The organism is Burkholderia sp. ABCPW 111, assembly GCF_000773065.1.
In the GTDB taxonomy this organism is placed as follows: Bacteria; Pseudomonadota; Gammaproteobacteria; order Burkholderiales; family Burkholderiaceae; genus Burkholderia; species Burkholderia savannae.
Window position 1 is genome coordinate 27,806 of sequence record NZ_JPWT01000079.1, and the last position, 23,719, is coordinate 51,524.

20 protein-coding genes are annotated in these 23,719 nt (G+C 68.8%); 7 read left to right on the forward strand and 13 right to left on the reverse strand.

What is annotated here, in order from left to right; all coding sequences use genetic code 11:
• Positions 1-49 precede the first annotated feature (49 nt).
• From X946_RS18455 to X946_RS18465, 3 genes are all read right to left on the reverse strand, one after another.
• Positions 50-880, reverse strand: a complete 831-nt coding sequence (locus tag X946_RS18455; RefSeq protein ID WP_038750502.1) for a 3',5'-nucleoside bisphosphate phosphatase — start codon at positions 878-880, stop codon at positions 50-52.
• A 213-nt stretch (positions 881-1,093) separates the two neighbouring features.
• Positions 1,094-1,984, reverse strand: coding sequence for an alpha/beta fold hydrolase (locus X946_RS18460; protein WP_038750442.1), 891 nt, complete (start codon positions 1,982-1,984; stop codon positions 1,094-1,096).
• A 502-nt stretch (positions 1,985-2,486) separates the two neighbouring features.
• On the reverse strand, positions 2,487-3,305 hold the full coding sequence (locus X946_RS18465) for a ferritin-like domain-containing protein (RefSeq protein ID WP_038750445.1): 819 nt from the start codon (positions 3,303-3,305) through the stop codon (positions 2,487-2,489).
• A gap of 176 nt (positions 3,306-3,481) precedes the next feature.
• Between X946_RS18465 and X946_RS18470 the strand changes: the two genes are divergently transcribed.
• The 3 genes from X946_RS18470 (at position 3,482) to X946_RS18480 (ending at position 5,417) form a co-directional block, all read left to right on the forward strand.
• Complete coding sequence (locus X946_RS18470) at positions 3,482-4,006, forward strand: gamma carbonic anhydrase family protein (protein WP_038750448.1); 525 nt, start codon at positions 3,482-3,484, stop codon at positions 4,004-4,006.
• 39 nt (positions 4,007-4,045) lie between these two features.
• Positions 4,046-4,996, forward strand: coding sequence for an Hsp33 family molecular chaperone HslO (gene hslO, locus X946_RS18475; RefSeq protein WP_038750451.1), 951 nt, complete (start codon positions 4,046-4,048; stop codon positions 4,994-4,996).
• A 76-nt stretch (positions 4,997-5,072) separates the two neighbouring features.
• Positions 5,073-5,417 (forward strand): hypothetical protein, encoded by a 345-nt coding sequence (locus X946_RS18480; RefSeq protein WP_038750452.1) that lies wholly within the window; start codon positions 5,073-5,075, stop codon positions 5,415-5,417.
• Between the two features lie 195 nt (positions 5,418-5,612).
• Here X946_RS18480 and ftsB read toward each other — a convergent pair whose 3' ends face one another.
• The 10 genes from ftsB to X946_RS35885 form a co-directional block, all read right to left on the reverse strand.
• Positions 5,613-6,044, reverse strand: a complete 432-nt coding sequence (gene ftsB / locus X946_RS18485; RefSeq protein WP_038750455.1) for a cell division protein FtsB — start codon at positions 6,042-6,044, stop codon at positions 5,613-5,615.
• A 94-nt stretch (positions 6,045-6,138) separates the two neighbouring features.
• Positions 6,139-7,422 (reverse strand): phosphopyruvate hydratase, encoded by a 1,284-nt coding sequence (gene eno, locus X946_RS18490; protein WP_006478406.1) that lies wholly within the window; start codon positions 7,420-7,422, stop codon positions 6,139-6,141.
• 104 nt (positions 7,423-7,526) lie between these two features.
• Positions 7,527-8,381, reverse strand: a complete 855-nt coding sequence (gene kdsA / locus X946_RS18495; protein WP_038750459.1) for a 3-deoxy-8-phosphooctulonate synthase — start codon at positions 8,379-8,381, stop codon at positions 7,527-7,529.
• Complete coding sequence (locus X946_RS18500; RefSeq protein WP_038750462.1) at positions 8,378-10,039, reverse strand: CTP synthase; 1,662 nt, start codon at positions 10,037-10,039, stop codon at positions 8,378-8,380. Before X946_RS18500 ends, kdsA begins: the two co-directional genes overlap by 4 nt.
• 277 nt (positions 10,040-10,316) lie before the next feature.
• On the reverse strand, positions 10,317-11,147 hold the full coding sequence (locus X946_RS18505; RefSeq protein ID WP_038750464.1) for an alpha/beta fold hydrolase: 831 nt from the start codon (positions 11,145-11,147) through the stop codon (positions 10,317-10,319).
• A 36-nt stretch (positions 11,148-11,183) separates the two neighbouring features.
• The gene (locus tag X946_RS18510; RefSeq protein ID WP_038750505.1) at positions 11,184-13,715 is read right to left on the reverse strand and encodes a DNA internalization-related competence protein ComEC/Rec2; all 2,532 of its coding nucleotides are present in this window, start codon (positions 13,713-13,715) and stop codon (positions 11,184-11,186) included.
• Positions 13,716-13,767: 52 nt separating this feature from the next.
• Positions 13,768-14,556 (reverse strand): TatD family hydrolase, encoded by a 789-nt coding sequence (locus X946_RS18515; protein ID WP_038750467.1) that lies wholly within the window; start codon positions 14,554-14,556, stop codon positions 13,768-13,770.
• A gap of 4 nt (positions 14,557-14,560) precedes the next feature.
• Entirely contained in the window at positions 14,561-15,310 is a 750-nt protein-coding gene (gene lolD, locus X946_RS18520) for a lipoprotein-releasing ABC transporter ATP-binding protein LolD (RefSeq protein ID WP_052145120.1), read from the reverse strand.
• Entirely contained in the window at positions 15,303-16,556 is a 1,254-nt protein-coding gene (locus tag X946_RS18525; protein WP_038750474.1) for a lipoprotein-releasing ABC transporter permease subunit, read from the reverse strand. The genes lolD and X946_RS18525 overlap by 8 nt, the downstream gene beginning before the upstream one ends.
• A gap of 197 nt (positions 16,557-16,753) precedes the next feature.
• Positions 16,754-17,167, reverse strand: a complete 414-nt coding sequence (locus X946_RS35885) for a hypothetical protein (RefSeq protein WP_200886437.1) — start codon at positions 17,165-17,167, stop codon at positions 16,754-16,756.
• Here X946_RS35885 and X946_RS18535 point away from each other — a divergent pair.
• The 4 genes from X946_RS18535 to lysS all read left to right on the forward strand — a co-directional run bounded on the left by X946_RS18535 (position 17,166) and on the right by lysS (position 23,252).
• The gene (locus tag X946_RS18535; RefSeq protein WP_081989785.1) at positions 17,166-18,242 is read left to right on the forward strand and encodes a regulator; all 1,077 of its coding nucleotides are present in this window, start codon (positions 17,166-17,168) and stop codon (positions 18,240-18,242) included. The two genes, X946_RS35885 and X946_RS18535, sit on opposite strands and share 2 nt — an antisense overlap.
• Before the next feature lie 15 nt (positions 18,243-18,257).
• Entirely contained in the window at positions 18,258-19,952 is a 1,695-nt protein-coding gene (gene recJ / locus X946_RS18540; protein WP_038750485.1) for a single-stranded-DNA-specific exonuclease RecJ, read from the forward strand.
• 574 nt (positions 19,953-20,526) lie between these two features.
• A protein-coding gene (gene prfB, locus X946_RS18555; protein WP_152611743.1) for a peptide chain release factor 2 occupies positions 20,527-21,631 on the forward strand; the annotation gives its coding sequence in 2 pieces (ribosomal slippage) (positions 20,527-20,607 and positions 20,609-21,631; 1,104 coding nt in all).
• A 94-nt stretch (positions 21,632-21,725) separates the two neighbouring features.
• Positions 21,726-23,252 (forward strand): lysine--tRNA ligase, encoded by a 1,527-nt coding sequence (lysS, locus tag X946_RS18560; RefSeq protein WP_038750493.1) that lies wholly within the window; start codon positions 21,726-21,728, stop codon positions 23,250-23,252.
• Positions 23,253-23,719: the final 467 nt, after the last annotated feature.

The following is a 23,719-nucleotide window of genomic DNA, read 5'->3' on the forward strand; positions in this document are numbered from 1 at the left end:
TTCGGCGCGCACGCCGGCCCGCGGCCGGACGCGCCGCCGGCGGACGCCGCTACAGCCAGCGCTCCCAGACGGGTTTGAGATCGGACGGCAGCGGCGGCAGGCTGCCGAGCTCGGTACGCCCTTCGCCCGGCGCGTGGAAATCGGAGCCGCGCGACGCCTCGAAGCCGAAGCGCCGCGCGACGTCGGCGTATTCGCGGTACTGGTCGGGCGTGTGGCTGCCCGTCACGACCTCGATCGCGACGCCGCCCAAATCGATGAATTCGGCGAAGAACGCGTCGAATTCGACGGGCGTATACGCATAGCGGCCCGGATGCGCGACGACCGCCTCGCCGCCCGCCTGCCGAATCCACGTGACGGCGTCGGACAGCTTCGCCCAGCGGTGCGCGACGTAGCCTGGCTTGCCGTCGCCGAGATAGCGGTCGAACACGTCGGGAATCGACGCCGCATGCCCGTTGTCGACGAGAAAGCGTGCGAAGTGGGTGCGCGAGATCAGATCGGGATTCGACGCGTATGCGAGCGCGCCTTCGTAAGCGCCTTCGATGCCGAGCGCCGCGAGCGCGTCGCCGATCGCCATTGCGCGCGCCGCGCGGCCGTTGCGCGTGCGGTAAAGGCCATCGACGAGCGTGCGGTTCTCCGGATCGATGTTCAGGCCGACGATGTGCACGGTGCGCGACGCCCACGTCACCGAAATCTCGACGCCGTGCAGATAGCGCATGCCGAGCGCCTCGGCGGTTTCGCGCGCGGCGCGCTGGCCGCCGACCTCGTCGTGATCCGTCAGCGCCCACAGCGTGACGCCGCCCGCATGCGCGCGACGCGCGACGTCGGCGGGAGAAAGCTGACCGTCGGAGACGTTCGAATGGCAGTGGAGATCGGCGTTCATCGTGGGCATCGGAGACTAAGCGTTCATTCTACTGCAATGCGCAAATTCGCCGAATGCGCCCCCGATGCCAATGGACGGGGCCGCGGCCGATTCCGGGGCCTTGCCTCGGTGCTCTCTCGCGTTTCGCGTATCTCCTTTCGCCGATTGGCCGATTGGCTGATTGGCTGATTGGTCGACTTGTCGCCGAGCCGGAGCGGCGATCCCGATGTCAGCTCACGCGCAAAACGCCTCGATCAGCGCCGCGATCTGTTCCGGCTGGTCGTGATGGACCATGTGCCCCGCATCCTCGACGAGTTTTTCGCGCCAGTCGGCGAACGCCGCAAAACGCGCCTTGAATTCGGGAATCGGAATCTCGCCCGCGAGAAACGCCAGCGTCGGCGAATCGACCGCCTCGACGTGCAGCACCTTCGCGCGCACCTTCGACCAGATCGCCATCACCTCGTCGAGCCGGTACAGCAGCGGGCCGCGCAGCTTGTGCGCGGGATCGGCGAGCAGCTGGTATTGACCGTGCGCATCGCGCATCGACCAATGCTCGGCAAGAAACGCCGCGCGGCGCGGCTCGAGGCGCGGATTGGTCTTGACGAGGCGCGCGGCGACGTCCTCGAGCGACGCGTAGCGCTTGAGCGTCGGCGGCGTGCGTAGCTCGTCGAGCCATTGCCCGACGCGCCGCGGCGCCTGCTCGACGCGCGCGGGCGCGAGCCCGAATCCCTCCAGATCGACGACCCGCCGCACCCGCTGCGGCCGCGCGCCCGCGTACAGGCAAACGACGTTCGCCCCCATGCTGTGGCCGATCAGATTGACTTCGCCGTCGGGCGTGTAGTGGTCGATCAGCGCATCGAGGTCCGCCAGGTATTCGTGGAACCAGTAATGGCCGCCGCCCTGCGCGGCGACCGGCCAATCGGACAGCCCGAAGCCGCGCGCATCGGGGGCGATCACCTGCCAGTCGCCCGCGAGCGCGTCGACGACGAACTGAAACGACGCCGCGACGTCCATCCAGCCGTGCAACATGTAGAGCGTCGGCGCATCGGGCCGCCCCCAGCGGCGCACATGCAGTTTCACGCCGCGAACCGTGACGAAATCGGAGACAGATTGAGTGGAATGCATCGCAGCCGCCAAAAAAAGAATGACCGTTCGATTATATCGATCCGGCTCACCTGGCGTCGGCCGGGCTTCAAGTCGGCGTGCGTGTCGAGGCACTTCTCTAGGTAAGCCGAGCGGCTGCAGCGGGCGCTCAATTGAGGGGCAGATCTAGAGGAACCGCGCAAACCGCCACGAATCGGCCCGAATCGGCACCAATCGTCGAAAACCGTCGCGATTCACCGCGATTCGCCGCAATTCGAATTCGTCGCGACTCGCCGGGTTGAGCAACGGCGGCATCTCCGACCGCCAACGTTGATCGGCGGATACCGATCGTGGCGCGCTCACGCCCCGGTTTGGCGAGCGAGGCGCACAGATCGCACGACAGCTTCGACGCGCCGATCACCGCGTCACCGCGTCACCCGGCGACCGCCCCTCCCGATCCGCCCGCCGGTCCTGTCGACCTGCCGTCCCGCTCACGGCGCATGCGCGGCCGCCGGACCACGGCCGCACACGCAGCGCGAGCCCGTCATGCCTTCGGCTCGATGTCCTGCGCGACGAGCGCGTTCAATTCGTCGTCGTCGAATCCCGCGGCGCGGCGGGCATCGAAATTGAACGGGCCGCGCAACCGCGGCGCACGGTACTGCGCAGCGAGCCGTTCGTAGGCCGCACGCGGATCGAGCCCCGCCTCGTCGCACAGATGGCGAAACCACCGATTGCCGATCCACACGTGGCCGATCTCGTCGCGCAGGATCACGTCGAGAATCGCCGCAGACGCATCGTCGCCCGCTTGCTGAAGCCGTGCGCGGATCGGCGGCGACGCATCGAGCCCGCGCGCCTCGAGCGTGCGCGGCACGAGCGCCATTCGCGCGAGCACATCGCCTGCCGTGCGCTCGCACATCTCCCAGAGGCCGTCGTGCGCGGGAAAATCGCCGTACGCATGGCCGAATTCGGCAAGGCGCGCGGCGAGCAGCGAATAGTGATACGCCTCCTCGGCCGCGACCTTCAGCCAGTCCGCATAGAACGCCGCGGGCATCTGCGCGAAGCGCCACACTGCGTCAAGCGCGAGATTGATCGCGTTGAACTCGATATGCGCGAGCGCGTGCAACAGCACCGCGCGCCCTTGCGGCGAACGCATGCTGCGCCGCTCGAGCCGGCGCGGCTCGACGAGCGCCGGGCGCGCGGGCCGCCCGGGCAGGCCGCCCCCGGGCGCGCTCAGCTCGCGCTCGGGCCAGGCCGCCGCGCGGCCGTCGGCGAGCGCCGCGCGCAACTCGGCGACGAGCGCGGCCTTGCGCACGGGATCGGGCTCGCAAAGCGCGGCAAGCGCGTCGCTGCGCGCGCAGCGCAAGGGTTCGGGCGACGAAATCGGCACGTGTGGCATGAGAAGGCGACGCGCCCGCGCGGCACGCGCGCGAACGGCCGGGACAACCGTTTACAATAAAGGATTCGATCGCGCCGCATCCAAGCGCGACACAACCGCGCGCCATTGTACCGGCCGCCCAGACAAGCCCCAAGGGAGACATCGTGACCATCTACAAGCTCGGCGACAACGCCCCGTCCATCCACGAAAGCGTGTTCGTCGCGGACAGCGCGTCGATCGTCGGCAAGGTCGTGCTCGAAGAGAACGCGAGCGTGTGGTTCGGCGCGACGATCCGCGGCGACAACGAGCCGATCACGGTCGGCGCGGGCAGCAACGTTCAGGAAGGCGCGGTGCTGCACACCGACCCGGGATGCCCGCTCACGATCGCGCCGAACGTGACGGTCGGCCATCAGGCGATGCTGCACGGCTGCACGATCGGCGAAGGCTCGCTGATCGGCATCCAGGCGGTGATCTTGAATCGCGCGGTGATCGGCCGCAACTGTCTCGTCGGCGCCGGCGCGGTGATCACCGAGGGCAAGACGTTTCCGGACAATTCGCTGATTCTCGGCGCGCCGGCGAAGGTCGTGCGTACGCTGTCCGACGAGGACATCGCGCGGATGCACATGAACACGAAGAGCTACGCGATGCGGCGCGCGTATTTCAAGGAGCAGCTCGTGCGGATCGGCTGATCCGCCGCGCGCGAGCCGTTTGATCGTCAAGGGAAAAAAGTGAGCGACCAGTTACAGAAATTCATGTTCAACGCGGCCCCGGTGCGCGGCGAGATCGTCTCGCTGCGCAACACGTGGCAGGAGGTGCTCACGCGCCGCGATTATCCGATGCCCGTGCGCAACGTGCTCGGCGAAATGATGGCGGCGTGCGCGCTGCTGTCGGCGAACCTGAAGTTCGACGGCACGCTCATCATGCAGATCTTCGGCGACGGCCCGGTGAAGATGCTCGTCGTGCAGTGCAGCTCGGATCTCGCGATGCGCGCGACCGCGAAGTTCTCGGGCAACGCCGCGCAGAGCGTCGGCGACGGCACTTCGTTCGCCGAGCTGATCAACGCGAGCGGCCACGGCCGCTGCGTGATCACGCTCGATCCGGCCGACAAGCGGCCGGGCCAGCAGCCGTATCAGGGCATCGTGCCGCTGAACGGCGAGGACGGCCCGCTCGCGTCGATCGCCGACGTGCTCGAGCATTACATGCGGCACTCCGAGCAGCTCGACACGCGCCTCTGGCTCGCGGCCGATCACGATCGCGCGGTCGGCGTGCTGCTGCAGAAGCTGCCGGGCGACGGCGGCATCGTGCCGCGCGTGGAGGAAACCGACGAGGACACGTGGGAGCGCGTCTGCACGCTCGGCGGCACGCTGTCGCCGAAAGAACTGCTCGAAGTGGAACCCGCGACCGTGTTTCGGCGTCTGTTCTGGCAGGAGAATGTGCAGCACTTCGAACCGACCGCCACGCGCTTCCAGTGCACGTGCTCGCGCGAGAAGGTCGGCGGGATGCTGCGCATGCTCGGGCGCGTCGAAATCGACGGCGTGATCGAGGAGCGCGGCCACGTCGAAATCCACTGCGAATTCTGCAACCAGCGTTACGAATTTGATCCGGTCGATGTCACGCAGCTATTCTCGACATCCGAACTCGGTGCGGGCGTCGCGCCCGCCGCTGCGCAGAAGCACTGAGGCGCCCGCGCACGGGCAACGCGCCGCGCGCGCCGTGCGGCGGGCACGGCGCCGGCACAAGCCAGGAGGCAGTAGCATGAAACCGATACTCGTTCGCGCCGCGCCGCTCGCGGCGCTCGTTGCGGCCGCGTCGCTGAGCGGATGCGTCGCGCCGCCGTCGATGACCGTCTTGAGCCGTCTGCCCGAGCAAGCGGGCACGACGATGCACACGCTCACGCCCGACGAGCGCAAGCGCTACGACGAGATCGACCGGCAAGTGCTGCGCGAGCAGAACGCGGCGATCGCGGCCGACGAAGCGGCGCGCGCGTGGTCGTACTACTATCCGCCGCCCATCACCTATTACGGCGGCTACTACGGCGGCGGCTGGGGACACGGCTGGGGCACGGGCTTCAGCTACGGCTACCCGGGCTGGTGGTGGTGAAACGCCGAATTCCGGCAGTTCCGGCGAATTAAGAACCCACGAGAAACAAAAAAGCGCGGCCGCAAGACCGCGCTTTTTTACTAGGCTTTCCGAAGCATCTCGATTGCGTGAAAACCGTACCGCTCCGCACCTCCGAGCCGGCATCGCCCGCACCGCGATCCGGCGCGCTCGGCGTGCAGCCCGACGGCGCGCCCGTCAGCCGTGCGCGGGCTTGTGGGCCTTGTCGCCGCCGTGCCGCTTTTCAGGCTTCGCGCGCGACACGGGATTCGGCACGACGCGCACCGGCGCGGCCGACACCTCGCCGCGCGTCGACGCCGCCGGCTGCGCGTTGCCCTGCGCCGTCGGCGCCGGCGAATTCGGCGACACGAACTGCACGAACACCTCGCTGTCCTTCACCATGCCCATCTCGTAGCGCGCGCGTTCCTCGATCGCCGACGTGCCGTTCTGCAAATCCTGCACTTCGCCCGCAATCCGCTCGTTGCGCAGCTTCGCGTCGGCGTTCTTCTGCAACTGGTCGTTCAACTGCTGCCGCAGTTCATGCACCCGCAGCCAGCCGCCATGCCCCCACCACAACGGGTACTGAATCACGACCAGCAAAGCGATCAGAACGACGGTAACGAGCCGCATGAATAAGCCGCAGATATAAGAAGCGCCGCTTCACGATATCGCGAAGCGGCGTCATCATCGATGAACAAGAGCGATAGTAACGCGTCAGCGCACGTCAGCGCAGGTTGTAGAACGCCGATTTGCCCGGGTAGCTCGCGATGTCGCCCAGATCCTCTTCGATGCGAAGCAGCTGGTTGTATTTCGAAATGCGATCGCTGCGCGACAGCGAGCCCGTCTTGATCTGGCCGGCGTTCAGGCCGACCGCGATGTCGGCGATCGTCGAATCTTCCGTTTCGCCCGAGCGGTGCGAGATCACGGCCGTGTAGCCGGCGCGCTTCGCCATCTCGATGGCCGCGAACGTTTCGGTGAGCGTGCCGATCTGGTTGATCTTGATGAGGATCGAGTTCGCGATGCCCTTCTCGATGCCTTCCTTCAGGATGCGCGTGTTCGTGACGAACAGGTCGTCACCGACCAGCTGCACCTTCTTGCCGAGACGGTCGGTCAGCAGCTTCCAGCCGTCCCAGTCGCTTTCGTGCATGCCGTCCTCGATCGACACGATCGGGAACTTGTCGGCGAGCGTCGCGAGGTAGTCGGTGAACTCGGCCGACGACAGCTGCAGGCCTTCGCCCGCGAGCTGGTACTTGCCGTCGTGGTAGAACTCGGAGGCCGCGCAGTCGAGCGCGAGCAGCACGTCTTCGCCCGCGCGGTAGCCGGCCTTCTCGATCGCCTGCAGGATCGTCGACAGGCATTCGTCGTTGCTGCCGAAGTTCGGCGCGAAGCCGCCTTCGTCGCCGACTGCCGTGCTCATGCCGCGGTCGCTGAGAATCTTCTTCAGCGCGTGGAACACTTCGGCGCCGCAACGCAGGGCTTCACGGAACGTCGGCTGGCTCACCGGGACGATCATGAATTCCTGGATGTCGAGGCTGTTGTTCGCGTGCGCGCCGCCGTTGACGATGTTCATCATCGGCACCGGCAGCTGCATCGCGCCCGAGCCGCCGAAGTAGCGGTACAGCGGCAGGCCGGCTTCCTCGGCGGCCGCCTTCGCGACGGCCATCGACACGGCCAGCATCGCGTTCGCGCCGAGGCGCGACTTGTTGTCGGTGCCGTCGAGCTCGAGCAGCGTCTTGTCGAGGAACGCCTGCTCGGACGCATCGAGGCCCATGATCGCTTCGGAGATCTCGGTGTTGATGTGCTCGACCGCCTTCAGCACGCCCTTGCCGTTGTAGCGGCCGGCTTCGCCGTCGCGCAGCTCGATCGCCTCGCGCGAGCCGGTCGATGCGCCCGACGGCACCGCCGCGCGGCCCATCGTGCCCGATTCGAGCAGCACGTCGCATTCGACGGTGGGGTTGCCGCGCGAATCCAGAATTTCGCGGCCGATGATGTCTACGATTGCACTCATGGTTTCCTCTGAAAATAACGACGGATTCTGTCTTCAGCGACGGCTGCCGATGCGTGCGCGGCAGCCGCTCCTGCTACTGACGCGCGCCGCGGCCGCCGAGTTCATCAATTGAAATCGTTTTCCAGGAACGGCGCGCGCTTCACCGCCTGATCGAGCGTGACGAGCGTCTCCAGCAGCGCGGCCATCCTGCCGAGCGGCACCGCGTTCGGGCCGTCCGACTTCGCCTCGGCCGGGTTCGGATGCGTCTCCATGAACAGGCCCGCGACGCCCGTCGCCACCGCCGCGCGCGCGAGCACCGGCACGAACTCGCGCTGGCCGCCCGAGCTCGTGCCCTGCCCGCCCGGCAACTGCACCGAGTGGGTCGCGTCGAACACGACGGGCGCGCCCGTCTCGCGCATGATCGCGAGCGAACGCATGTCCGACACCAGGTTGTTGTAGCCGAACGACACGCCCCGCTCGCACGCCATGAAGCGGTCGTCCGACAGCCCCGCCTCGCGGGCGGCGTCGCGCGCCTTGTCGATCACGTTCTTCATGTCGTGCGGCGCGAGAAACTGGCCCTTCTTGATGTTCACGGGCTTGCCCGATTGCGCGCACGCGCGGATGAAGTCGGTCTGGCGGCACAGGAACGCGGGCGTCTGAAGAACATCGACTGCGGCCGCCACCTGCGCGATCTCGTCGATCTCGTGCACGTCGGTCAGCACCGGCACGTTCAGCTGCCGCTTCACCTCGGCGAGAATCCGCAGGCCCTCGTCCATCCCGAGCCCGCGAAACGACTTGCCCGAGCTGCGATTGGCTTTGTCGTACGACGACTTGTAGATGAACGGCACGCCGAGCTTCGCGCAGATTTCCTTCAGCCGGCCCGCCGTGTCGATCGTCATCTGCTCCGATTCCACGACGCACGTGCCGGCGATCAGGAAGAACGGCTTGTCGAGCCCGACTTCGAACCCTGCGAGATTCATGCTTTCGCTCCGGCGCGCGACTGCTGATACGCGAGCGCGGCTTGGACGAACGACTTGAAGAGCGGATGGCCGTCACGCGGCGTCGACGTGAATTCCGGGTGGAACTGGACGCCGACGAACCACGGGTGCATCGTGCGCGGCAGCTCCATCATTTCCGGCAGATCCTCGCTCGGCGTGCGCGCGCTGATCACGAGGCCGCCCGCCTCGAGCTGCGGCACGAAGCGATTGTTGACCTCGTAGCGGTGGCGGTGGCGCTCGTTCACGTCCTTGCCGTAGATCTCCTCGGCGAGCGTGCCCACCTTGATCGGGCAGCGCTGCGAGCCGAGCCGCATCGTGCCACCGAGATCCGAATCCTCGGTGCGCTTCTCGACCTTGCCTTCGCGGTCGTACCACTCGGTGATCAGCGCGACGACGCGCTCCGGCGTGTTCTGATCGAACTCGGTGCTGTTCGCCCGCGCGAGGCCGACGACGTCGCGCGCGAATTCGATGACAGCGAGCTGCATCCCGAGGCAGATGCCGAGATACGGCACCTTCGCCTCGCGCGCATGGCGGATCGCGGCGATCTTGCCTTCGGTGCCGCGCCGGCCGAAGCCGCCCGGCACGAGCACGGCGTCCAGATGCGCGAGGCTCGCGGCGCCGTTCGTCTCGAGCTCTTCCGAATCGATGTACTCGATGTTGACCTTGGTCGACGTGTGGATCGACGCATGGCGCAGCGCCTCGATCAGCGACTTGTACGACTCCGTCAGGTCGACGTACTTGCCGACCATTCCGATCGTCACCTCGTGCTTCGGGTTCTGAAGCTTATCGACGAGCTCCGACCACATGCTCAGGTCGGCCGGCTTCGGATCGAGCTTGAGCTCTTCGCAGATGATCTTGTCGAGGCCTTGGTCGTGCAGCATCTGCGGGATCTTGTAGATGCTGTCGACGTCCCACACCGAGATCACCGCGTCTTCCGGCACGTTCGAGAAGAGCGAGATCTTCTTCGATTCGTCGTCGGGGATCGGGCGATCGGCGCGGCAAAGCAGCACGTGCGGCGAAATGCCGATCTCGCGCAGCTTCTGCACGCTGTGCTGGGTCGGTTTCGTCTTCAGCTCGCCCGCCGTCGCGATGAAAGGCACGAGCGTCAGGTGAACGAAGCATGCGCTGTTGCGCCCGAGGCGCAGGCTCATCTGGCGCGCCGCCTCGAGGAACGGCAGCGACTCGATGTCGCCCACCGTGCCGCCGATCTCGACGATCGCGACGTCCGGCTCGCCGCACGTGGCCGACGCGGCGCCGCGCTCGATGAACGCCTGGATCTCGTTCGTGATATGCGGGATCACCTGCACGGTCTTGCCGAGGTAATCGCCGCGACGCTCCTTGCGGATCACCGATTCGTAGATCTGACCGGTCGTGAAATTGTTGGCCTTGCGCATCTTCGTGCTGATGAAGCGCTCATAGTGGCCGAGGTCCAGATCGGTTTCCGCGCCGTCTTCCGTCACGAACACTTCGCCGTGCTGAAACGGGCTCATCGTGCCGGGGTCGACGTTGATGTAGGGATCGAGTTTGAGGAGGGTGACTTTGAGGCCGCGCGATTCGAGGATCGCGGCGAGAGAAGCGGCGGCAATGCCCTTGCCGAGGGAAGAAACTACGCCGCCGGTGACGAAAACATATTTGGTCATCGCTGGATGCTCGCGGGAAAAACGGATTATACCGTAAAGGCCGCGCGCCACTCAGCAATCGACGCTCGATCGCACCCTTTCCTTCTCCTTTCCGAGCTTGCCGGCAGCCGCCCGGCCGTCGTGCGGGGCGCGCACGCCGCATGCCGCGTATCACCGCGCGTCGCACCGCACGCCACGCGAATCCGGTGCGCCGCCCCAGCGGCTCATCCGGCGTCGCAATCGACCGTCGGTGCGCGCCGCGGCATATGCGACATATGCGTGCCGCGCGCCGCCGCGATCACCCGCGCCGCGCGTCGGTGCCGCCGCCCTCCGCGGCACGCAGCATGTTGAGCATGCGCTGCAGCGCTCGCGCGGTCTCGAGCGGGCGCTCCATCGGGAAGAGGTGGCTGCCCTCGAGCCATTCGATCCGGCCGCGCGCCGCGCGCTGCGTCGCCGCGAGCCCGATCTGGCGGATCTCGCGCGAGCGCGTGCCGGCGAGAAAGCCGACCGGCACGGGCGCGCCGCGCGCGAGGCGCGGGCCGAGCGTGTGCGGCAGTGTCCGGTAGATCATGTATTCGATCTGCCGATCGAACGCGAGCGCGCGCTCGCCCGCCGCACTCGTCTGCGGAATGCCGTAGTCGATGTAATCGGACAGCATCCGCTCGTCCCAGCGCGCGAACGACGGCTTCGCGCGGAAGTGGCGCCACGCGTCGTCGCGGCTCGCCCAATGGACGCGGCGGTTGCGCGTCGCGGCGGCGGGCGACAGGCGCTCGTCGAGCCCCGTCCATTGGCTCACGCGCAGCGCGCTGCTGCGCCAGCCTGCAATCACCGGCGAATCGAGCATCACGACGCCGCGCACCCATTGCGGGCGCTTGAGCGCCGCCATCAGCGACAGGTAACCGCCGAGCGAATGGCCGACGAGCCATACGGGCCGCTCGTACGCGCGGCCGATGTCGTCGAGCAGTTGCTCGACGAGGTGCGGCCAATCGCGCGTCACCGGAAAGCGCCGGTCGTGGCCGATCCGCTCGATGTAGCGCCACTCGTAGTCGTCCGCGAGCTCGGCGAAGATCGTCCGGTAAGTGGAAGCCGGAAAGCCGTTCGCATGCGAAAAATGGATGATGTCCTTCAAACGCCGCTGTCTCCCTGTCGTAGCCTCCGCGTCACGTCACCGGTCCATCCAGTAGCGCCAGTGCGCGTCCCGGTATCGTATCGGAGCGGGAACCGCGCCGCTCGACGCCACGTCGATGCGCACCGCGCCGTCGCGATCCGTGCGCGGCAGTTCGATGCCGCGCCCGGCATAGCGCGCCCAGACGGTCGGATGCGGATGCTGAAACCTGTTGGCGTAGCCTACCTGAAATATGGCAATGCGCGGTTCGACCGAATCGAGGAAAGGTTCGGTCGACGACGTGCGGCTGCCGTGATGCGGGACGACGAGCACCTGCGCGGCGAGCGCATCGCGCGATCCGGCGACGAGCGCACGCTCCGAGCGCGCGTCGACGTCGCCTGTCAGAAGCGCCGAGCCCTCGCCCGCCGACACGCGCAGCACGCACGACTGCGCGTTCGTCGCGCCGCCCGCGCGCGGGCCGCCGTCGGGCCAAAGCGTCGCGAACTCGACGCCGTCCCAGCGCCAGCGCTGGCCCGCCGCGCACGGTAGCGCATCCGTCACGCCGGCCGCGCGCGCGGCGCGCCACAAGCGGTTCGACGGCGGCAGCCCGCCCGTCATCTGCGCGACCGCGACCGAATCGAGCACGGCGGGCGCGCCGCCCGCGTGGTCCGAATCCGCGTGGCTCACGACGAGCGCGTCGAGCACGCGCACGCCCCGTGCGCGCAGGAACGGCACGACGATCCGCTCGCCCGCGTTCGACGCCTCCGGCCCCGGCCCCGCGTCGAACAGCAGCGCGTGCCGCGCGGTTTCGATCAGCACCGCGGAGCCCTGCCCGACATCGAGCGCCGTCAGCCGGAACGCGCCTTCGGGCGGCGCGAGCGGCGCGGGAACAACGAGCGGGAGCCACGCGAGCGGCGCGGCGCGGCGCAGCGGCCAGCCGCGCGGCGTCAGCGCCCAGACGACACCCGCCGCCGCCGTCGCGAGCGCGAAACCGTCCGGCGTCGGCAGCATCCAGACCGTGCGCCCCGCGCCGGCCGTCGCCTCGAGTAGCCGCATCAGCATCGCGACGAGCGCATGCGCGAGCGTATAGGCGAATGCATCGAGCGGCGCGGGCAGCACGACGCCCGCAAGCACGATCGGCGTGACGAGCGAGCCGACCCAGGGAATCGCGAACGCGTTCGCGAGCGGCCCGGCGAGCGGGATCTGCGCGAACCACAGCACGGTGAGCGGCGCAAGCGCGATCGTCACCGCGTACTGCGCTCGCGCGGCGTCGCTCGAGCGCCGAAAGAGCCGCCTCATCGACCGCGCCGACCACGCGCACGCGGCGCGCAGCCGCGACGCGCGCGACGGCGACACTCCCTCGCCCACCGCGCCGTCGATCACGCCCGGCACGCCGCGCGCGTCGTCGGTCTCGCGTGCGTCGCGCGCCGCGCTTCGCCCCGACGACACGAACAGGATCGCCGCCACCGCGCCGAACGACAGCCAGAAGCCGGGCGACGTCACCGCCCACGGATCGGCGAGCAGCACGCAGCCGAGCGCCGCCGCGAGCACCGACGACGGCGCGAGCGAACGCCCGCTCAGATACGCGACGCCCGCGGCGGCGAGCATCCACCACGCGCGCTGCGCGGGCACGTTGAAGCCCGCGAGCGCCGCATAGCCTGCGCTCGCCGCGATCGCGGCGAGCGCCGCGATCTTCTGCGCGGGCACGACGAGCGGCCAGTTCCGCCCGACGTAGCCCGAGCGCCGCCAGAACCCGCCCGCGAGCCACGCGCACAGGCCGCCGACCATCCCGACGTGCAGCCCGGAGATCGCGACGAGATGGCTCGTGCCGGTATCGCGCAGGATGCGCCGGTCGCCGTCGTCGATGCCGTCCTGCGCGCCGATCGCGAGCGCGACCACGATCCCGCGATGCGCGGCGTCGCCGAGCGCGTCGGCGATTCGCCCGCGCAGGCGCGCGCGCAGCCGGTCGACCGTGGCGACGATGCCGGGCGCCCTGCCGGCCAGCCGCCGCGCATCGTGCGTCGCGGACACGTAGCCGAGCGCACGGATGCCGCGCGCGAGCCACGCCGCCTCCGCGTCGCGCACGCCGAAGTTCGCGTTGCCGTGCGGGCGCTTGAGACGCACGCGCAGCCGCCACCGGTCGCCCGGCGCGAATTCGGGCGGCGGCGTGGCCGCGCGGCCGAACGCGTACCACGCAAGCGACAGCGTCGCGGGAAATCGGGCGATGCCCGCATCGTTGGCGTCGACGTCGAACAGGAAACGCACGCCTTTCGCGTCGCGCGACGGCAGCCCGCGCACCGCGCCCGTCACGACGATGTCGCGCCCCTCCCATTGCTTGGGCAGCGCATCGGCGAGCCGCCACTGCGCGCGCGCCGCCGCGTAGCCGAAGCCCGCGAGCGCCGCCGCGCAACAGCATGCGCACAACCCGGCCCGTCGCACGCTCGCGCGCGCATCGCCGCGCAGCGTGACCGCGAGCCACGCGCACCAGCCGAGCGCGAGCGCGCCGCCCGCCCATTCCGCCGCACCCGGCAGCGCCGCCTGCTGCTGCAGCGCGACAATGCCGAGCGCGAACGCACCGCACATCGCCCGCATCGCGCCTCCGTCTTTCGCGCCGCGAGAGCGACGCACGTCCGTCACGAATCGATTATGCGGACGAAAGCGCGAGACGCGGCAGCGCGGCGAGCGCGTTGGCCGAAGTGGATAGCGAAAGCGCGTCGGCGTCGATGCCACGCAGCGCGGCGATCGCCGCGCCGATGAGCGGCACCTGGTCGGGCGTATTGCGCTGCTTGTAGCGCCATTCGGGGGGAATGTCGGGCGCGTCGGTCTCGACGACGAGCGCGTCGAGCGGCAGTTGCGCAGCGAGCCGCCGGATCTGCAGCGCGCGGCCGAACGTCACGTTGCCGCCGAAGCCGAGCTTGAGCCCTTGCGCGAGATACGCGTCGGCCTGCTGGAAGCTGCCGTTGAACGCGTGCGCGATGCCGCGCCGCACGCCCGCGCGCCGCAGCCCGGCCAGCACGCGATCCTGCGACTTGCGCACGTGGCACACGACGGGCAGATCGAAGTCGCGCGCGAGCCGCAATTGCGCGTCGTAGATGAATTGCTGCCGGTTGTCGTCGAGACCCGGCACGAAGTAGTCGAGGCCGATCTCGCCGATGCCGACGAAGCGCGGATCGTCGAGGCTCGCGTCGACCTCCATCCGCAGCCGATCGAGATCCTCGTCGCGCGCCTGCGGCGTGTACATCGGATGAATGCCGAGCGCGTACACCGCGCCTTGCGTCGCATGCGCGAGCTCGCGCACCGTCGCGAAATTCATTCGCCCGACGCTCGGGATCACGATGCGCGACACGCCCGCCGCCCGCGCCGCGCCAGCGACGATCTCGCGGTCGGCGTCGAACTCCGGCGCGTCGAGATGGCAGTGCGTGTCGATCCACATCGCGTCACACCGGCACGGCCGGCTCCTCGTGCAGCACACCGTCGCGCAGCCGCAGGATACGGTCGCAGCGCGCGGCGAGATCGGGATCGTGCGTGACGATCACGAAGCTCGTGTCGAGCGTGCGCGACAAATCGAGCATCAGATGGAACACGTGATCGGCAGTCGAGCCGTCGAGGTTGCCGGTCGGCTCGTCGGCGAGCACGCACGCGGGCTTCGTGACGAGCGCGCGCGCGATCGCGACGCGCTGCCGCTCGCCGCCCGACAGCTCGCCCGGCCGGTGCTTCGCGCGCGCGCCGAGCCCCACCTGTTCGAGCATCTCGCGCGCGTGGTGGCGCGCCTCCTCGGTCGACATCCGGCGAATCCTGAGCGGCATCGCGACGTTGTCGAGCGCGGTGAACTCGGGCAGCAGATGGTGGAACTGATAGACGAAGCCGAGCGCGCGATTGCGCAAGTCGTTGCGCTCGCGCTCGGCGAGCTGCGTAAACGGCTTGCCGAGCAGCGACACCTGCCCCGCGCTCGGCTCGTCGAGGCCGCCCAGCACGTGCAGCAGCGTGCTCTTGCCCGAACCCGACGCGCCGACGATCGCGAGCTTCTCGCCGCGCCGAACCGACACCTCGGCGTTGTCGAGCACCTGTACGTTGAAGCCGCCCTGCACGAACGTCTTCGTGACGCCGCGCGCCTCGAGCACGTATTCGCGCGCGGCGCCACCTTGATGGTTCTGATTCATCGTCTGTTCGAAGACCCGGTCATTCATAGCGCAGCGCCTCCGCGGGGCGCACCTTCGCGCCGCGCCAGCTCGGATAGAGCGTCGCGAGCGCGGACAGCGCGAACGCGATCACGCCGATCCGGATCACGTCGCTCGCGACGAGCTCGGACGGCAGCTCGCTGATGAAGTACACCGACGGCGGCAGGAACTGCACGCCGAACGCGTGCTCGATCATCGGGATGAGCCACGGAATGCTCCACGCGATCAGGCAGCCGAGCGCGACGCCCGTCGCGGTGCCGACGAAGCCGATCGTCACGCCCTGCACGACGAAGATCTTCATGATCGAGCTCGGCTGCGCGCCGAGCGTGCGCAGGATCGCGATGTCCGCCTGCTTGTTCGTCACGGTCATCACGAGCGACGACACGAGGTTGAACGCCGCAACCGCGATGATGAGCGTGAGGATGATGAACATCATCCGCTTCTCGATCTGCACCGCCGAGAACCACGTCTTGTTCTGCTGCGTCCAGTCGCGGATGTACAGGTCGCCCGACAGCGTGTGCGCGAGCTCGCGCGCGACCTGCGGCGCCTTCTGCATGTCGACGAGGCGCAGCCGCACGCCCGTCGGCGCGGGCAGCCTGAAGAGCGCCTGCGCGTCCTGGATGTCGATCATCGCGAGCGTGCTGTCGTATTCGTAATGGCCCGATTCGAAGATGCCGACCACCGTGAACTGCTTCAGGCGCGGCATCATCCCGGCCGGCGTGATCGTGCCTTCCGGCGCGACGAGCGTGACCTTGTCGCCCACGCCCACGCCGAGGTTGCCCGCGAGCGCGTCGCCGAGCACGATCCCGAACTGGCCGGGCGCGAGCGCCGTGAGCGAGCCCGCCTTCATGTCCTTGCCGATATCGGACACCTGCGGCTCGAGCGACGGCTCGACGCCGCGCAGCATCACGCCGCTCACCGCGTCCTGCCGCGTGAGCAGCGCCTGCGCGTCGACGTACGGCGCCGCGCCGGTCACGGACTTGTTCAGGCGCGCTTCCTTCGCGCTCAGTTGCCAGTCGGGCATCGAGCCCGTCGGCGAGAAGACCTCGACGTGCGCGAGCACCGACAGCATCCGGTCGCGAACCTCTTTCTGGAAGCCGTTCATCACGGACAGCACGACGATGAGCGCCGCGACGCCGAGCGCGATCCCGAGCATCGACACGAGCGCGATGAACGAAATGAAGCCGTTGCCGGTCGTGCGTTTGCCGGCGCGAGTGTAGCGCCAGCCGATCTGCCATTCGTACGGAAGTTTCAAGCCTATCCTTTCTGCTGGTTGGAACGCCGCGCGCTGCGCGAATTCGCGCGCAGGAACCGGGCGGACCCGGTTACGCGCGCAGTGTGCCACACAATGCTTAATCGCCCCTGAAAACGTTCCGGATCGGGCGGCCCACGTCAGGGCGGCCCACGCCGTGACAGCCCGCGCCGGGACGGCCGGCGATCGAGCGATCCGCGCTACGGCGGCCCGGCGGCCGGCCAGTCGGACAGCGGCGACGCGGCCGATCCGAACGATCCGAACGATCCGAACGATTCGAACGATTCGAACGGGTAGATCGGATCAATCGGATCAATCGGATCAATCGGATCAATCGGATCAATCGGGTCAGTCGGGTCGATCGGGTCGATCGGGTCGGTCGATTCGGCCGCATCCTGCCATCCGGCGCCTCCACCGAATCCGGCACGACCGATTCGGCCCCGATCGAGCCGCGAATGCGGCCGCGCCACCGGCGCGCGAGCGCGCGGCAGGCCCGAAGCGCACGGCGCGCCGATCCGCAATTTTACCAACTCGGCCGCGCGCGCCGCACATGCGACGCGCGGCGCGACACCGGCGACCGGCTTTGCCGTTTGGCCTACAATGCGCACCATCATGCGTGCCCAACGTCTTCATTTCCTCGTGCCCTTCGCGCTGCCGTCGGCCGCCGACGCCGCGTCTTCCCTCCACACGCTCGACAGCCCCGCGCTCGCCCGGCTTCTCGCTCGCGCGCGCCTCGTCGAACACACGGTCGGCGAAGACTTCCAGCGCACGCTGCCGCACGAGCGCTGGCTCGCGCGCCGCTTCGGCGCGATTCCCGAGGACGCCGACGATGCGCCGCTCGCGCCGTACATGCTCGTCGCCGACGGCGGCACGCCCGGCGACGACACGTGGGCGTGCGTCGAACCCGTGCACGTGCAGATCGCGACCGATCACCTCGTGCTGATCGATCCCGCGTCGCTCGAGATCGGCGACGATGAAGCCGCCGCGCTGCTCGACACCGCGCGCCCGCTGATCGAGGAACTCGGCGTGAAGGTGCAGGCGCCGCGCGCCGCGCGCTGGTACCTGTCGAGCCCGCAGCTCGCCGGACTCGCGGGCGCCGCGCCGCTGCGCGCGAGCGGCCGCAACATCGAGATCTGGCTGCCGCACGAGACGCAGACGGGCGAACGCTCGCGCACATGGATGAAGCTGCAGAACGAGGTGCAGATGGCGTGGTTCCGGCATCCCGTGAACGAGGCGCGCGAAGCGCGCGGCTACCCGGCCGTCAATTCGATCTGGTTTCATGCGCAAGGCGCGCTGAAGCCCGTGACGAGCCCGTTCGCGCGCGTGCTGTCGCGCTCGCCCGGCGCGCGCGGGCTCGCGCTCGTCGCGGGCGCGGCCGCGGGCGAACCGCCCGCCACGTTCGACGCGCTCGCCGCCGGCGCCGCGCCGCAGCCCGACGGCGCGACGCTCGTCGAGCTCGACACGCTGACGACGCCGTTCCTCGAGCACGACTGGGCGCGCTGGCACGACGCGCTCGCCGCGCTCGAGCGCGACTGGTTCGCGCCCGCTCTCGACGCGCTCGCGCAAGGCCGCATCGGCGAGCTCGCGCTCACGCTGTGCGGCGACACGAGCGCCGCGACGCTCGCCGCGACGCGCGGCGACCTGCGCAAGTTCTGGCGCCGCCGCGCGCTCGCCTCCCTGTTCGAATAACGACAACCATTTCGCATGACCCGCATCGTCACCCGCATAGCCGCCCCCGCCGCGCTCGACGCGCTCGCCCGCCACGGAATGCATCCCGTGCTCGCCCGCCTGTACGCGGCGCGCGGGATCACGTCGCCTGCCGACGTCGAAACCGCGCTCTCGCGCCTCGTGCCGCCCGCCCAGTTGAAAGGCTGCGCCGCCGCCGCCGCGCTGCTCGCCGACGCGCTCGAGGCCGGCCGCAAGATGCTCGTCGTCGCCGATTACGACTGCGACGGCGCGACCGCATGCGCGGTGGCCGTGCGCGGCCTGCGGATGTTCGGCGCGAAGATCGACTACCTGGTGCCGAACCGCTTCGAATACGGCTACGGATTGACGCCCGAGATCGTCGAGCTCGCCGCCGCGCGCAAGCCCGATCTGCTCATCACCGTCGACAACGGGATCGCGAGCGTCGACGGCGTCGCGGCCGCGAACGCGCGCGGCATCGACGTGCTCGTCACCGATCACCACCTGCCGGGCGACACGCTCCCCGCCGCGCGCGCGATCGTCAACCCGAACCAGCCGGGCTGCACGTTTCCGAGCAAGCACGTCGCGGGCGTCGGCGTGATGTTCTACGTGCTGCTCGCGCTGCGCGCCGAGCTGCGCGCACGCGGCGCGTTCGGCGACGACCGCCCCGAGCCGCGTCTCGACGGCCTGCTCGACCTCGTCGCGCTCGGCACCGTCGCCGACGTCGTGCGCCTCGACGGCAACAACCGCGTGCTCGTCGCGCAGGGCCTGCAGCGAATCCGCAACGGCCGGATGCAGCCCGGCATCGCCGCGCTCTTTCGGGCGGCGGCGCGCGATGCGCGCAGCGCGTCCGGCTTCGATCTCGGCTTCGGCCTCGGCCCGCGCCTGAACGCGGCGGGCCGCCTGTCGGACATGTCGCTCGGCATCGAATGCCTGACGACCGACGACGTCGGCCGCGCGTGGGAGCTCGCGCAGCAACTCGACGCGATGAACCGCGAGCGGCGCGAAATCGAGGCGGGCATGCAGCAGCAGGCGCTCGCCGATCTCGCGTCGGTCGACCCGGCCGACGCGGCGACGATCACGCTCTTCAACCCGCAATGGCACCAGGGCGTGATCGGGATCGTCGCCGGGCGGCTGAAGGAGCGCTTCCACCGGCCGTCGTTCACGTTCGCGCACGCGGACGACAGCGGCGCGCGCGTGAAAGGCTCGGGCCGCTCGATCCCCGGCTTCCATCTGCGCGACGCGATCGACCTGATCTCGAAGCGCGAGCCCGATCTGATCGTCACGTTCGGCGGCCACGCGATGGCGGCGGGCGTCACGCTCGATACCGGAAACGTGCCGCGCTTCGCCGCCGCGTTCGAGGCGGTCGCGCGCGAATGGCTGTCCGACGACGCGCTCGCGCGCGTGATCGAGACGGACGGCGATCTCGAGGATGCGTACTTCACGCCGCAGATCGTCGAGCTGCTCGATTCGGCCGTCTGGGGCCAGGGCTTTCCGGCGCCGCTCTTCTCGGGCGAATTCGACGTGGCATCTCAGGCGCTCGTCAAGGACAAGCACCTGAAGCTGCAATTGATGCGCGGCCGCCAGCGCTTCAACGCGATCTGGTTCAACCACGCGCAGCCGCTGCCCGCGCGCGCGACGGTCGCGTTCCGGCTCGCGAGCGACACGTGGAACGGCATGACGCGCGTGCAGCTGATCGTCGAGCACGCGGCGTAACGCCACGCGCGTTTCCGATCGACGGGCGGCGGCAACGCGCGCCGCGATACGCAACCGGCCGAACGAAATTCGGCGCAACGACAGGCGACGCATGGAACGCATGCCGAGCGTACACGGCGTCGCGAGGCATTGCGCGGCATCACGCGAGGTCACGCGACATCGTGCCGCGTTCGCCGCGCATGCGAACGCCTCGCTCGGCGGTTGCACCGGCCCGCCCGCCGCTCCATCGCGCTTCGCTCGCGCCGCGGTCGCACGCTCGAACGCCCGCGCGCCGATCCGTCGCGGCTGCCTCGCGAATCGATTCCGCGCGTCCCGGACCGCCGGCACCGCTCGGACGATCCGCGCAGCCCGCAGTCCGCGCGTCCGCACGCCATCGCGGCGCCCGAGCACGACGCCGAATCCCGCGGCGCCCGCCGCCGCCCGCCGCCGCCCGGCGCCCCCCGCCACGCCCCGCCCGATCGGCGCCTCCCGCGCCCCTCGCCGCGCGCGGCCGTGCGGGCGGCGCCGTACCGGCCGAGGCCGTCGATCGGCTATAATTTCCCCTTTTCACGAAGCGTCAAAAGCGAACAAGATCATGGAAGCGGAACGTCTGAACGCGATCGAAAGCTCCCTCGCGGACCTGCGCCGGCGCGCGGGCGAGCTACGGGGGTATCTTTGACTACGACGTCAAGTCCGAACGTCTAGCCGAAGTCAACAAGCAACTCGAAGATCCGAACGTCTGGAGCGACTCGAAGAACGCCCAGGCGCTCGGCCGCGAGAAGAAATCGCTCGAGAGCGTCGTGATGACGCTCACCGGGCTCGATAACGACCTGCGCGACGCGCAGGACCTGTTCGATCTCGCCCGCGAGGAAGGCGACGAGGACACGCTCGTCGCGACCGAAGGCGATGCGGCGAAGCTCGAGGCGCGCGTCGCCGACATCGAATTCCGCCGGATGTTCTCGAACCCGGCCGATCCGAACAACTGCTTCATCGACATCCAGGCGGGCGCAGGCGGCACCGAGGCGTGCGATTGGGCATCGATGCTGCTGCGCCAGTACCTGCGCTACTGCGAGCGCAAGGGCTTCAAGGCGGAAGTGCTCGAAGAGTCCGACGGCGACGTCGCCGGCATCAAGAACGCGACGATCAAGGTCTCGGGCGAATACGCATACGGCTATCTGCGCACCGAAACGGGCATTCACCGCCTCGTGCGCAAGTCGCCGTTCGATTCGTCGGGCGGCCGCCACACGTCGTTCTCGTCGGTGTTCGTGTATCCCGAGATCGACGACTCGATCGAAGTGGAGATCAACCCGGCCGACCTGCGCATCGACACGTACCGCGCTTCGGGCGCGGGCGGTCAGCACATCAACAAGACCGACTCGGCCGTGCGGATCACGCACATGCCGACGGGCATCGTCGTCCAGTGCCAGAACGACCGCTCGCAGCACCGCAACCGCGCGGAAGCGATGGCGATGCTGAAGTCGCGCCTGTACGAAGCCGAGCTGCGCAAGCGCCAGGCCGAGCAGGACAAGCTCGAATCGAGCAAGACGGACGTGGGCTGGGGCCACCAGATCCGCTCGTACGTGCTCGACCAGAGCCGCGTGAAGGATCTGCGCACGGGCGTCGAAATGAGCAACACGAAGGCCGTCCTCGACGGCGACCTCGACGACTTCATCAGCGCGAGCCTCAAACAGGGCGTGTAAGCGCCCCCGCGCGGGCGCGGTCCGGCCGGCCCGCGCGCCGGCCGCGTCGGCGCCGCGCCCCGCTGCTGCCGCATTACCATCGAACCCGACCACCATGACCGAATCGACCCAACCGCAGGCCGCTGTCGCAGCGGACGAAAACCAGATCATCGCGGAGCGCCGCGACAAGCTGCGCACGCTGCGCGACCAAGGCATCGCCTATCCGAACGACTTCCAGCCGGCCCACCATGCGGCCGATCTGCAGACCGAATTCGCGGACGCCGACAAGGAAGCGCTCGAGGCGAAGCCGCTCGAAGTGTCGGTCGCCGGCCGGATGATGCTCAAGCGCGTGATGGGCAAGGCGAGCTTCGCGACGGTGCAGGACGGCTCGGGTCAGATCCAGTTCTTCGTGACGCCCGCCGACGTCGGCGCCGAGACCTACGACGCGTTCAAGAAGTGGGACCTGGGCGACATCGTCGCCGCGCGCGGCGTGCTGTTCCGCACGAACAAGGGCGAGCTGTCGGTGAAGTGCACGGAGCTGCGGCTGCTCGCGAAGGCGCTGCGCCCGCTGCCCGACAAGTTCCACGGCCTCGCCGACCAGGAAACGCGCTATCGCCAGCGCTACGTCGACCTCATCGTGACGCCCGAGACGCGTGCGACGTTCCGCGCGCGCACCAAGGCGATCGCGTCGATCCGCAAGTTCATGAGCGACGCCGACTTCATGGAAGTCGAGACGCCGATGCTGCACCCGATCCCGGGCGGCGCAGCCGCGAAACCGTTCGTCACGCACCACAACGCGCTCGACATGCAGATGTTCCTGCGCATCGCGCCGGAGCTGTACCTGAAGCGGCTCATCGTCGGCGGTTTCGAGCGCGTGTTCGAGATCAACCGGAATTTCCGCAACGAGGGCGTGTCGCCGCGCCACAACCCGGAATTCACGATGATGGAGTTCTACGCCGCGTACACCGACTACCGCTGGCTGATGGACTTCACCGAGCAGTTGATCCGCCAGGCGGCCGTCGACGCGCTCGGCACCGCGACGATCCAGTATCAGGGCCGCGAGCTCGATCTCGCGAAGCCGTTCCATCGTCTGACGATCACGCAGGCCATCCAGAAGTATGCGCCGCAGTACACCGACGGCCAGTTGTCGGACGACGCCTACCTGCGCAGCGAACTGAAGCGCCTCGGCGTCGACGTCGCGCAGCCGGCGTTCCTGAACGCCGGCATCGGCGCGCTGCAGCTCGCGCTGTTCGAGGAAACCGCGGAAGCGCAACTGTGGGAGCCGACCTTCATCATCGACTACCCGATCGAAGTGTCGCCGCTCGCGCGCGAATCGGACACGGTGGCCGGCATCACCGAGCGCTTCGAGCTCTTCGTCACCGGCCGCGAGATCGCGAACGGCTTCTCGGAGCTGAACGATCCGGAGGATCAGGCCGCGCGCTTCAGGAAGCAGGTCGAGCAAAAGGACGCGGGCGACGAGGAAGCGATGTTCTTCGACGCCGACTACATCCGCGCGCTCGAATACGGGATGCCTCCGACAGGCGGCTGCGGAATCGGCATCGACCGTCTCGTGATGCTGCTCACCGACAGCCCGACGATCCGCGACGTGCTGCTGTTCCCGCATCTGCGCCGCGAGGACTGAGCGCCTCGCGAGCCGCCCGCCGCCCGTTTTCCCGCCCGATTCCCCGGGGCAAAACGCGGCGGCGGGCGGCGGCAGGCCCGCCTGCTTTGTAACCGCCAGTAAATCCCGGCCGCCGCGCCGCCGTCTTCTTCCGTCCCCTTCTTCACGCTGCCTTTGCGCCGCTTGCGCGAGCGGGCGTTTGACAGTGTTTGACATGCAAGTTTGCGCAGCGAATCGTTACAACTTGAAACGGCGTACCCGCGGCGTTTGATCGACACTTCGCTTCGGAAAATGACGCACCACCGTGTGCGGCTCGCTTTGCATGAGATCGGGGTGACCGCTGAAGCACCGACTCCGATTGACATACTTTGCATGAGATCGGAGTGACTGCTGAAGCACTAACTCCGATCGACGTACTTTGCATCGGATCGGAGTAACCGCTGAAGCACTAACTCCGATCGACGTACTTTGCATCGGATCGGAGTAAC